Source organism: Pedobacter sp. HDW13 (genome assembly GCF_011303555.1).
GTDB lineage: Bacteria > Bacteroidota > Bacteroidia > Sphingobacteriales > Sphingobacteriaceae > Pedobacter.
Genome location: NZ_CP049868.1, coordinates 2,739,772 through 2,752,682 on the forward strand (window position 1 = coordinate 2,739,772; position 12,911 = coordinate 2,752,682).

Sequence of the window (12,911 nt, forward strand, 5' to 3'; positions counted from 1 at the left end):
GCCAAGAAGAAAATAAAAGATTATCATTAACCATGAGTGAAAAAGTTAAGGTTACGATAGACGGGATAACTGTAGAGGTTGATAACGGAACCACCATCCTGAATGCTGCAAGGCAAATTGGAGGTGACATTGTTCCGCCTGCCATGTGCTATTATTCTAAGTTGCAAGGCAGTGGTGGTAAATGCCGTACCTGTATTGTTAAGGTAACAAAAGGTTCGGAGAAAGATCCACGCCCAATGCCAAAATTGGTTGCTTCTTGCCGTACAACTGTAATGGATGGGATGGAAGTGCTTAATATTACTTCGCCAGAGGTTTTAGAAGCACGAGCCGGTGTTGTAGAGATCTTATTGATTAACCACCCATTAGATTGCCCTGTTTGCGATCAGGCAGGAGAGTGCGATTTACAGAATTTAGGTTACGAGCACGGTTTGCAAAAAACACGTTATGAGTTTGAGCGCCGTACTTTCGAACGTATTGATATTGGCGATAAAATTCAGCTGCACATGAACCGTTGTATTCTGTGCTATCGTTGTGTTTTCACCGCCGATCAGATTACGAATAAACGTGTTCACGGTATTTTAAACCGTGGCGACCATTCAGAAATTTCTACCTATATCCAGCAAGCGGTTGATAACGATTTCTCGGGAAACGTAATTGATGTTTGCCCTGTTGGTGCTTTAACTGATAAAACTTTCCGTTTCAAAAACCGTGTTTGGTTTACCAAACCAGTTGATGCACACCGCAATTGCGATCATGAAAAATGTAACGGTAAAGTAACACTCTGGTATAAAGGAGAAGATGTGATTCGTGTTACTGCACGTAAAGATCAGTTTGGTGAAGTAGAAGAATTTATCTGCAATACCTGCCGTTTCGATAAAAAAGCTACATCCGATTGGACAATCGAACATCCAACACATATTGATGATACTTCGGTAATTGCATCTAACCACTACGAAACATTAAAACCATTGCCGGTAATTAAGCCAAATGCAGCATTACAGGCAGCGAATGAAATTGAATTACATAAAACAGTTAAATACTAATGGATACAGGTTTTATCATAGAAAAATTTATTCTGGTAGCGGTAATTTTCGGTATCAGTTTGGTAATTGCCATGTATTCTACCTATGCTGAACGTAAGGTTGCTGCATTTTTGCAAGATCGTTTAGGCCCGGATAGAGCTGGTCCCTTTGGTATTTTACAACCTTTGGCTGATGGTGTGAAGATGTTTATGAAAGAGGAGATTATCCCAACTTCATCAAACCGTTTCTTATTTATTGCCGGACCGGGTTTAGCTTTACTTTGTGCCTGTATTGGTACAGCAGTAATTCCATGGGGCAATCCAATTGAAATTGGTGGCAAAATCATTCCATTACAGGTTACAGATATCAACGTAGGTGTTTTATATATCTTCGGTGTGGTTTCTTTAGGTGTTTATGGTGTGATGATTGGTGGATGGGCATCTAATAACAAATACTCTTTGTTAAGTGCAATTCGTGCCGCATCACAAAATATCAGCTATGAGATCGCAATGGGATTATCGATCATTGCTTTGTTACTTGTAACAAACTCTCTAAGTTTAAAAGAAATTGTAAGTAAACAACATGGTTTTTGGGAAAATGGCTGGTTTACTTGGTATTTCTTTAAACAACCACTAGGGTTTCTCATTTTCATGGTATGTTCTTTTGCCGAGACCAACCGTGCACCATTCGATTTACCAGAATGTGAAACGGAGTTGATTGGTGGTTATCACACGGAATATTCGTCAATGAAATTAGGGTTCTACCTCTTTGCAGAGTACATCAACATGTTTGTATCATCTGCAGTAATGGCGACACTATATTTTGGTGGTTTTAACTATCCGTTTATGGATCTGGCAGCGACTCATTGGGGAGCGAATTGGGCGTCCATCATCGGTGTGATAATTTTCTTTGGAAAAATATGCGGATTCATTTTCTTCTTCATGTGGGTGCGCTGGACTATCCCGCGTTTCCGTTACGATCAATTGATGAATTTAGGCTGGAAAGGATTAATTCCTTTAGCCATTGCCAACATTATAATAACTGGAATTGTGATTGCGATTATTGAGAAGTTTTAATTATGGAATCATTAAGTAATAAGAAAAAAGTACTGGAACAAAAGCCACTGAACTTTATGGAGCGGATGTACCTTCCGGCAATCGTAAAGGGAATGGGCATCACCATTAGCCACTTATTCAAAAAAGAGGCTACAGTAAGATATCCGGAAGTAGAACGTGAATTCTCAACCAACTTTAGGGGGATGCACTCGCTAAAGCGTGATGAAAACGGTAAAGAGCGTTGTACCGCCTGCGGTTTGTGTGCTTTATCTTGCCCGGCCGAAGCAATTACTATGATTGCTGCAGAACGTAAGCCAGAAGAAAAACATTTATACCGTGAAGAAAAGTATGCTGCAACTTATGAAATTAACATGTTGCGTTGCATTTTCTGTGGATTATGTGAAGAAGCTTGCCCGAAAGAGGCTATTTATTTAGACGGACCGATTGTACCTGCTGATTATTTACGTAAAGATTTTATTTACGGGAAAGACAAACTGGTAGAGGCTCCGTTGGAAATGAAAAAATAATACCTCGGTTCGTGTCTCCACGAATCGAAATATAAATACTGGTTTGTGATGACACAAACTATGGACATAAACAAAAAACAAATTAATGAGTACACAAGTATTCTATTTCGTAGCCACATTAAGTATCCTCTTTTCGCTGTTGGTGATTTTTGCAAAAAATCCAATCCACAGTGTATTGTACTTAATCTTAACCTTTTTCACATTCACGGTGCATTATGTACTGTTGAATGCTCAATTCCTGGCTGTTGTAAACTTCATTGTTTACATGGGAGCCATTATGGTATTATTCCTCTTCGTACTGATGTTGCTCAACCTGAATAAGGAAACAGAGCCATCAAAATCGCCGCTAATTAAAATTGTTGGTGTAATTGCTGGCTGTTGCTTAATTGTAACCTTAATTGGTTCGTTAAAAGCAGCAAGTATAAGCAGCCCGTTAATTTTAAAAAATCCGGGATTAGGTTTGGTAGAAAACTTAGGTAAAGAGCTTTTCGGACCATTCTTGTTACCGTTTGAATTATCATCTCTGTTACTGTTGGCAGCAATGGTTGGAGCCGTTTTATTATCTAAAAGAGATGAGGTAGAAGCATAATGGAAAATTTAACTACACAAATGGCAGGCGTTCCGCTAAATCACTACATCTATTTAAGTGCAATTATTTTCACTATTGGTGTAATTGGCGTGTTAACCCGCAGAAATGCAATCGTAATTTTCATGTCAGTAGAGTTGATGTTAAATGCAGTTAACCTGCTTTTAACCGCTTTCTCGGTGCACAGCAATGATCCTTCCGGACAGGTTTTCGTATTCTTTATTATGGCTTTGGCCGCTGCAGAAGTTGCAGTAGGTTTGGCCATCATCGTAATGGTGTACAGAAATACGAAATCGATAGATATTAATGTTTTAAATCGCCTTAAGTGGTAAATATATAATAAGAATGACAATAGAACAATTGATTTGGTTGGTTCCGTTACTTCCTTTTTTAGGTTTTGTAATTAACGGACTAGGCAGAAAATCTTTATCTAAAGGACTTGTTGGGATCATCGGAAGCGGCGTAATTTTAGCTTCTTTTATCATCAGCGTAGTTATTTTCTTTAGTTTACAAGGCGATACCCAAAAATCTCACGAAGTATTTTTATTCGACTGGATTAGCGCTGGCGCATTACACATTCCTTTATCATTTTTGGTCGATCCGTTAAGCTCGATCATGCTTTTGATTATCACTGGAATTGGTTTCTTAATCCACTTATATTCTACCAGCTACATGCACGATGACGAAGGATTCGGTAAATTTTTCAGTTACCTTAACCTGTTTGTATTCTTCATGCTATTATTGGTATTGGGTTCTAACTATATCGTGATGTTTATCGGTTGGGAAGGTGTTGGTTTATGCTCGTACCTGCTAATCGGTTTCTGGTATACCAACAGTGCTTATGCATCAGCAGCCAAAAAGGCTTTCGTAATGAACCGTATTGGTGATTTAGGCTTTTTGCTAGGTGTATTCCTAATATTCAATTTCTTCGGAAGTGTTGAATTCTCTAAAATTTTCCCTCAGGCAGCTAATATGTTACCTGGCAACAACATTTTGGTTTTAATTACCATTTTATTGTTTATAGGTGCCTGCGGTAAATCGGCGCAATTGCCATTGTTTACCTGGTTACCAGATGCGATGGCCGGACCAACTCCAGTTTCGGCCCTAATCCACGCAGCAACGATGGTAACGGCAGGTATTTACATGATTGCCCGTTCGAGCGTATTGTTTGATCTGGCTCCGCTAACCCAGCACATCATTGCAATTGTTGGTGCTGCAACCGCTTTAGTCGCTGCAATTATTGCCTTAACACAAACTGATATTAAAAAGGTATTGGCATATTCAACCGTATCTCAGTTGGGCTATATGTTTTTAGGTTTGGGCGTTGGTGCTTACACCGGGTCGTTCTTTCACGTATTAACCCATGCATTCTTCAAAGCTTTATTGTTCTTGGGCGCTGGTTCGGTTATCCATGCGATGCACCACGAGCAAGATATGCGCCACATGGGTGGATTAAGAGGTAAGCTGAAAACTACTTTTGCCACCATGATGATCGGTACCATTGCTATTGCAGGTTTACCGCCATTCTCCGGTTTCTTCTCAAAAGACGAAATTTTAGCCCATGCATTTCAAGCCAGTCCTATACTTTGGGGAATTGGCGTATTAACGGCATTCTTAACCGCATTTTATATGTTCAGGATGATGTTTCTTACTTTCTCTGGAAAGTACCGCGGAACACATCACGCTGAAAGCCATATTCATGAGTCGCCAGCTGCAATGACATTGCCTTTAATCATTTTAGCTATACTTGCTGCAATTGGTGGAGCAATCAACTGGCCACACATTTTTGGCGGTAACGAATGGTTGGCACACTGGTTAACAGGGGCAGGTGTTGCCCAGCACGAATTGGATTTAAGTCATTCTACCGAGCTCGCTTTAATGGGTACTTCGGTTGCAGCAGCAGTTATTGCTTTATTGTATGCTTATACTAAATATGTAAAAGGTGCGCATGTTCCGGTTGCTGATGAGGCACCGCGTTCAGCATTGGCCAAATTATCATACAACAAATTTTATTTAGATGAGATTTACGATTTCATCATTACAAAACCTTTAGATGTCCTTTCGAAATTCTTTTACAGGATTATCGATAACAAGTTTATTGATGGGATTGTAAACGGATTGGGATGGAGTACAAATGAAGCCAGTAAAGGCCTTCGCTTGTTGCAGAGCGGAAACGTTGGTTTCTACCTGTTTATGATGGTATTCGGTATCATCGCGTTATTGATCTATACATTTAGTTACATATTATAAAAAGGGTTCAAAAATAAATAATGGAACAACTTTTACTACTTATATTTCTTCCGCTTGCGGGTGCTATTATTACAGCATTTGCAGGTAAGTCGGCTAAAATAGTTTCGACCGTATTTTCGGTGGTTTCTTTAGGGCTGACTTTGTTTATCGCCTGTAACTTCATTCCGAATGCAAGTACACAGTTTGAAGCAAATTTACCCTGGATTGCTGATCTGGGCATTAATTTCCACGCAGGTATTGATGGTATTAGCATGTTGGTGGTATTACTTACCAACTTATTAATCCCGATTATCATCCTGTCGAGCTATAAACACGACTACAAAAATCCAGCTGCTTTTTACGCGTTGATTTTATTTATGCAAACCGGCTTGTTATTGGTGTTTACAGCATTAGATGCTTTCCTTTTCTATATTGGCTGGGAAGCCGCACTAATTCCGATTTATTTTATTTGCGCATTCTGGGGTGGAAAAGACCGTATTCGCATTAACATGAAGTTTTTTGTGTATACCATTGCAGGTTCGTTATTTATGCTAATGGGTATTATTTACCTGTACTTACAAAATCCGGTACATAACTTTGATATCCAGGCTTTTTATGCTTTAAATTTAGATTCAGCACAGCAAGGATGGATTTTCTGGGCTTTCTTTATTGCTTTTGCGATTAAGATGCCAATTTTTCCTTTCCATACCTGGCAGCCAGATACCTATACCGCGGCACCTACCCAAGGTACCATGCTATTATCGGGTATTATGTTAAAAATGGGTATTTATGGTGTAATCAGATGGTTATTGCCAATAGTACCTGCAGGTGTTCATGATTGGTCTTGTTTGGCTATCGGCCTATCTATTATCGGTATCGTTTATGCTTCTTTAATTGCCTTTACACAAAAAGACGCCAAACGTTTAGTAGCTTATTCATCAATTGCTCACGTAGGTTTAATTTCGGCGGGTATTTTTGCACTAAACCAGCAAGGTATGCAAGGTGCAATGGTTCAGATGTTGAGTCACGGTATTAACGTGGTTGGTTTATTCTTTGTTTTGGATATTATTTTCTCTCGTGTAAAAACCCTTAAAATTGAAGAATTAGGAGGAATTGCAAAAGTAGCACCACAATTAGCTGTCAAGTTTTTAATCATCGTTTTAGGAACAGTAGCTTTGCCAGGAACGAACGGCTTTATTGGTGAATTTTTATTGTTGATAGGCGTTTATAATTACGGTATTTGGGCAGCTGCTATTGCAGGCTTAACCATCATTTTCGGTGCTGTTTACATGTTGCGTATGTATCAGAATGTAATGCTGGGTAAAACCAATGAATTAACGGTTACTTTCCGCGATATCGAAGGATCGGAGAAATTTGTCCTTTATTTGATCTGTGCTTTAATTATCGTTTTGGGTGTTTATCCAAAACCATTATTGCACTTAACAGAGGCATCTGTACAACATTTATTAGAACAGGTAAATCAAAAATTAACATCAGTAAAATAAGCAATGAATATTATAATAACCATTAGTATAACAGCTTTTATTGTACTTTACGCAGGTTTGTTTAAAGCAAATAAAGCATTATTGCCGCTTACCGTTGTTGGCTTACTTACGGCCTTAGGCTTTACTTTTTGCGCCTGGGGTGGCAATGCTGTTCAATTCGGAATGATGCAGACTGATAATTTCGCCCTTGCATTTTCTGGCGTTTGTATAGTAGGTACACTTTTGATTTTCTTATTAACCCAAAACTATTTTCACTCCAAAAGCGATAACGTTGCCGAATACTATACCCTAATCCTTTTCGCCCTTGCGGGGATGATTATGATGGTGTCGTATAAAAATATGGCGATGCTTTTTGTTGGTCTGGAAATCATGTCGGTAAGTTTATATATCCTTGCTGGTATCCGTAAAACAGATTTTGCTTCAAACGAAGCTTCGTTAAAGTATTTCTTAATGGGGGCTTTTTCAACAGGCTTCCTATTGTTCGGTATTACTTTAATTTATGGAGCAACCGGTTCTTTCGATTTAGATAAAATTCAGGCTTACCTGGTAAATAACAGTGCTGCAGTTTCACCAATCTTTTATCCCGGTGTAATCCTGATGATGATTGGTTTGTGTTTTAAAATCGGTGCAGCGCCTTTCCACTTCTGGACTCCGGATGTTTACGAAGGTGCACCATCTTTAATTACCACCTTTATGAGTACGGTAGTTAAAACTGCTGGTTTTGCTGCATTCTTACGTTTGTTCGCAGGTGCTTTGGCTCCATTACACGAGTTTTGGGTTATGCCATTAATCGTTATCGTTTGCCTTACTTTGTTTATTGGTAACGTAACGGCCTTGTTCCAAAAGAACTTTAAGCGTATGCTGGCTTATTCAAGTATCTCACACGCCGGCTATTTGTTGTTTTCGCTTGTTGTATTGACTAAAAACTCAGGCAACAATGTTTTAGTATACGCTGCTGCCTATACTTTTGCATCGATTATCGCCTTTGCTGTATTAATTCTGGTAAAACAGAAAACGGGTAGCGACAGCTTCGAAAGTTTTAACGGTTTAGGAAAGAAAAATCCTTTAGTGGCTTTATGTTTAACCGTTGCGATGTTATCATTAGCAGGTATTCCGTTAACAGCTGGTTTCATCGGTAAATACCTGATGTTCCTGAATGTAATGACCGAATATAAAACCTTATTGGTAGCCTTTGCAATTTTAAACGCATTGGTTGGTTTCTATTACTATTTCAGGGTTATTGTAGCCATGTGGTTTAAAGATGGCGCAGATACAACGCTTACAACTCCGGTACAATACAAAGTGGTACTATTGGTTTCAGTAGTAATTACGCTTGTTTTAGGTATCTGTCCAGCAATAATTTTAAACCTGATATAGGTATGCTGTTGTTTAATAATTATTTGTAGTTTTACGAATAATTGAATATGCACGATTTTTGGAATAACCTGCATCAGCTAATTGATCCCGAGAAATTATTGAGGGAGGGCGGTTTCTATCTTGTTGTATTCGTAATCTATGCAGAAACCGGCCTGTTCTTTGGGTTCTTTCTCCCAGGCGATTATTTACTGTTCTTGGCTGGCATGTTTGTTGCTACCGGTAAACTGGATGTAAATATTGCTGTGCTTTTAGCCGGTTTATGTGTTGCGGCAATTTCAGGTAATTTTACAGGTTATTGGTTCGGGCGTAAAACCGGTCCGGTATTGTACACCAGAAAAGATAGCTTCTTTTTTAAGAAACGTTATTTAAAAGCAGCAGAAGACTATTACCACAAACAGGGCGCGTTTGCACTAATTATGGGTAGGTTTGTTCCGATTGTAAGAACTTTTGCACCTATTTTTGCGGGAGTTGTAAAGCTCGATTTTAAAAAATTTGCACTTTATAATGTAGTTGGTGGAACACTTTGGATCTGTTCTCTAACTTTATTGGGCTATTTTTTAGGTCGCCGCTTCGAAAAAGAAATAAACGATTATTTATTATATATTATTATTGGCTTTATCCTTATAACAACTATACCATTATTAATTACCTTTGTAAAAAGTAAAGTAGTGAAAGGTCCTGAAGAGGATAAAACAGATTTAAATTAGAAATGGTAAAAGACGATCATCACGCGTGGCATAGCGTATCTCCTGGAAACAATGTTCCAGAAATTGTAAACGCAATTATTGAAATTCCAAAAGGTTCAAAAGCAAAATACGAAATAGATAAAGAATCAGGTCTGATTAAATTGGATAGGGTTCTTTTTTCATCAGTTATGTATCCGGCTAACTATGGCTTTATTCCGCAAACTTATTGCGATGATAAAGATCCTTTAGATATTCTGGTTCTTTGTTCAGTTGATGTTTATCCAATGACATTAATTGAAGCTAAAGTAGTAGGTGTTATGCACATGGTTGATAACGGTGAGCAGGACGATAAAATTATTGCTGTTGCAGCACACGACATGTCAGTAAACTACATCAACGATTTAGACCAGTTACCTCCACACCAAATGAAAGAAATTGTTCGCTTCTTTCAGGATTATAAAGCATTAGAAGATAAAAATGTAACCATCGAGCATTTATTAGGTGTTCGTTATGCACATAAAGTAATTAAAGAAAGTATAGAACTTTATAACACAACATTTAGAGAATTAGCTTAATGGATTTACCCACGGTCTGTTTGTTTTTAAATTCAGCGTTAAGTACAATACTGCCAACCCCAAATGTAGTTCTTGTAGCCTTACAGGAGCCCGATACCGGATCAGTTGGCTGGCGTTTGTTTTTTGCCTTGTTTTTGGTGCTTTTAAATGGATTTTTTGTGGCAGCAGAATTTGCCATTGTAAAAGTCCGGGCATCACAAATAGAAATTAAAGCCAAATCAGGCAGTCGTGTAGGTAAAATGGCTAAAGGCATTATCCATAACCTGGATGGTTATTTGGCCGCCACACAGCTAGGTATAACGCTTGCATCACTAGGCTTAGGTTGGGTTGGTGAAGGCGTTATGCATACTATCTTTAAAAATCTTTTCGATAGTTTAGAATGGGGGCTTAGCGATGCTTCCATCCATACTGCCTCAACAATTGTGGCTTTTTCGTTAATTACGATCATGCACATTGTTTTTGGTGAGCTTGCGCCAAAATCGTTTGCTATCCAAAGACCTGTAGCTACAACATTATTTGTTTCGCTGCCATTGCAGTTGTTTTATGTTGTATTTAAGCCTTTTATCTGGACTTTAAACAGCTTAGCCGCCGTTATTCTAAAACCATTTGGTATTGATACCTCTGGTGGGCACGAATCGCTGCACAGTACTGAAGAACTTCAATATTTACTCGATCAGGGTAAAGAAAGTGGTGCCCTTGATAACAATGAACACGAACTAATAAAAAATGTATTCGATTTTAACGAGCGTGTTGTAAAAAACATCATGGTGCCCCGAACTAAAATTTCGGGTATAGAACTTACTTCAGATAAAGAAGAAGTAATTGACACGATTATCAAAGAAGGCTATTCGCGTTTACCGGTTTACGATGATATCATGGATAAAATCGTTGGTATTATCCACGCAAAAGATATTTTGCCCTTGGTAGCAGCTGGTAACCAGCACTGGACTTTAAACGACATTATCAGAAAACCATATTTTGTAACAGAGACCAAAAAAATTAACGACCTGATGAGCGAGCTGCAAAGCAACCGCATTCAGATTGCCATTGTTTTGGATGAGTTTGGCGGAACTGCAGGTATGGTAACCCTAGAAGATATTGTAGAAGAACTGGTTGGTGAAATCCAGGATGAATACGACGAAGAAAAACCATTGGTAGAAAAAGTATCAGACAATGAGTTTATTGTTAATGCATCTGCAACCGTTTACGATGTAAATGAGCATTTACCTCACGATCTGCCTGAAGATGAAGATTTTGATACGATAGGTGGCTTGGTTTCGCACATTTTTGAGCGTATTCCGGAGGTTGGTGAGAGCAACGAATCTTATGGTTATTTGTTTACAATCCTCAAAAAAACAGAACAGAATATCGAAACCATTAAGTTAGAACTGGTTATTAATAAGGCAGATATGGTTGATAATCATTAATTTCAGCCATGCATATTTTTTATACGCCAGATATAACCCAAAATACCTACACCCTTAACGAAGAAGAAAGCAAACATTGTGTTAGGGTACTTCGCTTAACTGTTGGTGCTATTGTTAATCTGGTAGATGGTAAAGGTGGTTTTTATACTGCCGAAATTACTTCCGATAATCCTAAAAAAGTTTCGTTATCCATACTAAAAGTAGAAACGGAATATCATAAACGGAACCATTACCTACATATTGCCGTAGCACCTACCAAGAATATCGATCGCATAGAGTGGTTTTTGGAGAAAGCTACCGAATTAGGTATTGATGAAATTACCCCACTTATTACCGATCGCTCTGAGCGTAGGGTAGTAAAAGAAGATCGCTTGAATAAAGTAATCACCTCTGCGGTAAAACAATCTATAAAGGCATACCACCCCAAACTGAACGATGCCATTTCGTTCGATACTTTTTTGAAACAACCTTTTGAAGGTGAAAAACTAATGGCACATTGTATTGATGAAGGAGAGAAACTGTATATTTCACAGCTTGTTGCACCACATCAAAAATATCTGATCCTGATCGGTCCCGAAGGAGATTTCACACCTGAAGAAGTGAATTTAGCTTTGAACAAAGGCTTTAAAGCATTAACTTTAGGTGATAACAGGTTGCGCACCGAAACTGCTGCGCTGGCTGTTTGTTTTGAAATCAATTACCTTAACCGATAACCAATTTGAAGTTTTCAGTTTTTAATTTTCAGTTTCCGAAGTGGCGAACAGTAGCTTTTGCTGGTGCGCTTTTAGCTTTCTGCTTTAGTCTTTCCGCTTTTATTCCACCAACTTACCGCATGGCTAAGCTGAAATATAACGGGGGTGGCGATTGGTATGCAGACCGCACCGCACTTCCAAACCTGATTGCTTTTTGCAACACCAACCTTAAAACTAATTTTTACACCGAAGAAAGCATTGTCGAAGTTGGATCGAAGGAACTGTTTAATTATCCCTTTGTTTATATGACAGGGCATGGCAATGTGGTTTTTAGCGATCAGGACGTTAAAAATTTGCGACAGTATCTTATTGGTGGTGGCTTCCTGCATATCGATGATAACTACGGCCTGGATAAGTTTATCAGGCCCCAAATGAAAAAGGTATTTCCTGAATTGAGTTTTGTAGAATTGCCTGCCAGCCACGCTATTTACAATCAGAAATTTAAATTTCCGGGTGGTTTGCCCAAAATACACGAGCATGATAATAAACGCCCGCAGGGATTTGCACTGATATATAAAGGTAGAGTAGTATGTTATTATACCTACGAATGCGATTTAGGCAACGGCTGGGAGGATTTTGGTACTTACCCTGAGGATACGCAGGAAACCCGCACTAAAGCGCTTAAAATGGGTGCAAATCTGATTCAATATGCTTTAACCCAATAAACATGTATAAAGTAAAAGTCAACGATCAGTTTTTATTTGAGATAGAAAATAGGGATTCGGCATTTTTAGTAAATGGTGATCCTGTTCAATTTGATTTAAGCGAAGTAAACGGCTCCCGTGCACATGTTTTATATCAGCATAAATCTTTCCGTACAGAAATTGTTGAGGTAAATAAGGCGGGTAAAACTTGTACTATTAAAGTGAATGGAAATACTTATCAAATTAGTATAGAAGATCAGTTTGATGAACTGCTGAAGCAACTGGGACTCGATAACCTGGCGGCAAATAAAGTATCAGAAATTAAAGCGCCTATGCCAGGTTTGGTGTTAAAGGTTTTGGTAGCAGAAAACACCGAAGTTAAAAAAGGCGATAACCTGCTCATTTTAGAAGCAATGAAAATGGAGAACATCCTGAAGTCTTCTACCGATGGTACCGTTAAAAAGGTTATGGTAGTGCAGGGCGATAAAGTAGAAAAGAACCAGGTGTTGGTTCAGTTTAAATAAGT

At 38.5% G+C, this 12,911-nt stretch carries 14 protein-coding genes; all 14 read left to right on the top strand.

Annotated elements, in window-relative coordinates; genetic code table 11:
- Nucleotides 1-32: 32 nt before the first annotated feature.
- The 14 genes from G7074_RS11660 (at nucleotide 33) to G7074_RS11725 (ending at nucleotide 12,909) form a co-directional block, all read left to right on the top strand.
- Nucleotides 33-1,043, top strand: a complete 1,011-nt coding sequence (locus G7074_RS11660) for a 2Fe-2S iron-sulfur cluster-binding protein (RefSeq protein WP_124558026.1) — start codon at nucleotides 33-35, stop codon at nucleotides 1,041-1,043.
- Nucleotides 1,043-2,098 (top strand): NADH-quinone oxidoreductase subunit NuoH, encoded by a 1,056-nt coding sequence (nuoH, locus tag G7074_RS11665; protein ID WP_124558025.1) that lies wholly within the window; start codon nucleotides 1,043-1,045, stop codon nucleotides 2,096-2,098. Before G7074_RS11660 ends, nuoH begins: the two co-directional genes overlap by 1 nt.
- Before the next feature lie 2 nt (nucleotides 2,099-2,100).
- A complete protein-coding gene (locus tag G7074_RS11670; RefSeq protein WP_124558024.1) occupies nucleotides 2,101-2,604 on the top strand; it encodes an NADH-quinone oxidoreductase subunit I in 504 nt (167 codons plus the stop codon).
- Between the two features lie 85 nt (nucleotides 2,605-2,689).
- Nucleotides 2,690-3,193 carry an NADH-quinone oxidoreductase subunit J gene (locus G7074_RS11675; RefSeq protein WP_124558023.1) on the top strand — a complete coding sequence of 168 codons (504 nt, stop codon included), beginning with the start codon at nucleotides 2,690-2,692 and terminating at the stop codon, nucleotides 3,191-3,193.
- A complete protein-coding gene (gene nuoK / locus G7074_RS11680) occupies nucleotides 3,193-3,522 on the top strand; it encodes an NADH-quinone oxidoreductase subunit NuoK (RefSeq protein ID WP_039472993.1) in 330 nt (109 codons plus the stop codon). The genes G7074_RS11675 and nuoK overlap by 1 nt, the downstream gene beginning before the upstream one ends.
- Before the next feature lie 13 nt (nucleotides 3,523-3,535).
- Complete coding sequence (nuoL, locus tag G7074_RS11685) at nucleotides 3,536-5,440, top strand: NADH-quinone oxidoreductase subunit L (RefSeq protein ID WP_370526629.1); 1,905 nt, start codon at nucleotides 3,536-3,538, stop codon at nucleotides 5,438-5,440.
- 20 nt (nucleotides 5,441-5,460) lie between these two features.
- Nucleotides 5,461-6,924 carry a NuoM family protein gene (locus G7074_RS11690; RefSeq protein ID WP_124558022.1) on the top strand — a complete coding sequence of 488 codons (1,464 nt, stop codon included), beginning with the start codon at nucleotides 5,461-5,463 and terminating at the stop codon, nucleotides 6,922-6,924.
- A 3-nt stretch (nucleotides 6,925-6,927) separates the two neighbouring features.
- Nucleotides 6,928-8,301 (top strand): NADH-quinone oxidoreductase subunit N, encoded by a 1,374-nt coding sequence (locus tag G7074_RS11695; RefSeq protein WP_124558021.1) that lies wholly within the window; start codon nucleotides 6,928-6,930, stop codon nucleotides 8,299-8,301.
- A gap of 47 nt (nucleotides 8,302-8,348) precedes the next feature.
- Entirely contained in the window at nucleotides 8,349-9,008 is a 660-nt protein-coding gene (locus G7074_RS11700; protein ID WP_124558020.1) for a DedA family protein, read from the top strand.
- 2 nt (nucleotides 9,009-9,010) lie between these two features.
- Nucleotides 9,011-9,562: an inorganic diphosphatase gene (locus tag G7074_RS11705; protein WP_124558019.1), complete on the top strand. Its 552-nt coding sequence runs from the start codon at nucleotides 9,011-9,013 to the stop codon at nucleotides 9,560-9,562.
- A complete protein-coding gene (locus G7074_RS11710; protein WP_124558018.1) occupies nucleotides 9,562-10,989 on the top strand; it encodes a hemolysin family protein in 1,428 nt (475 codons plus the stop codon). The genes G7074_RS11705 and G7074_RS11710 overlap by 1 nt, the downstream gene beginning before the upstream one ends.
- 8 nt (nucleotides 10,990-10,997) lie before the next feature.
- Nucleotides 10,998-11,702 carry a 16S rRNA (uracil(1498)-N(3))-methyltransferase gene (locus G7074_RS11715; RefSeq protein WP_124558017.1) on the top strand — a complete coding sequence of 235 codons (705 nt, stop codon included), beginning with the start codon at nucleotides 10,998-11,000 and terminating at the stop codon, nucleotides 11,700-11,702.
- 119 nt (nucleotides 11,703-11,821) lie between these two features.
- Entirely contained in the window at nucleotides 11,822-12,406 is a 585-nt protein-coding gene (locus tag G7074_RS11720; protein ID WP_233603771.1) for a DUF4159 domain-containing protein, read from the top strand.
- 2 nt (nucleotides 12,407-12,408) lie between these two features.
- Nucleotides 12,409-12,909 carry an acetyl-CoA carboxylase biotin carboxyl carrier protein subunit gene (locus tag G7074_RS11725; protein WP_124558016.1) on the top strand — a complete coding sequence of 167 codons (501 nt, stop codon included), beginning with the start codon at nucleotides 12,409-12,411 and terminating at the stop codon, nucleotides 12,907-12,909.
- Nucleotides 12,910-12,911 lie beyond the last annotated feature (2 nt).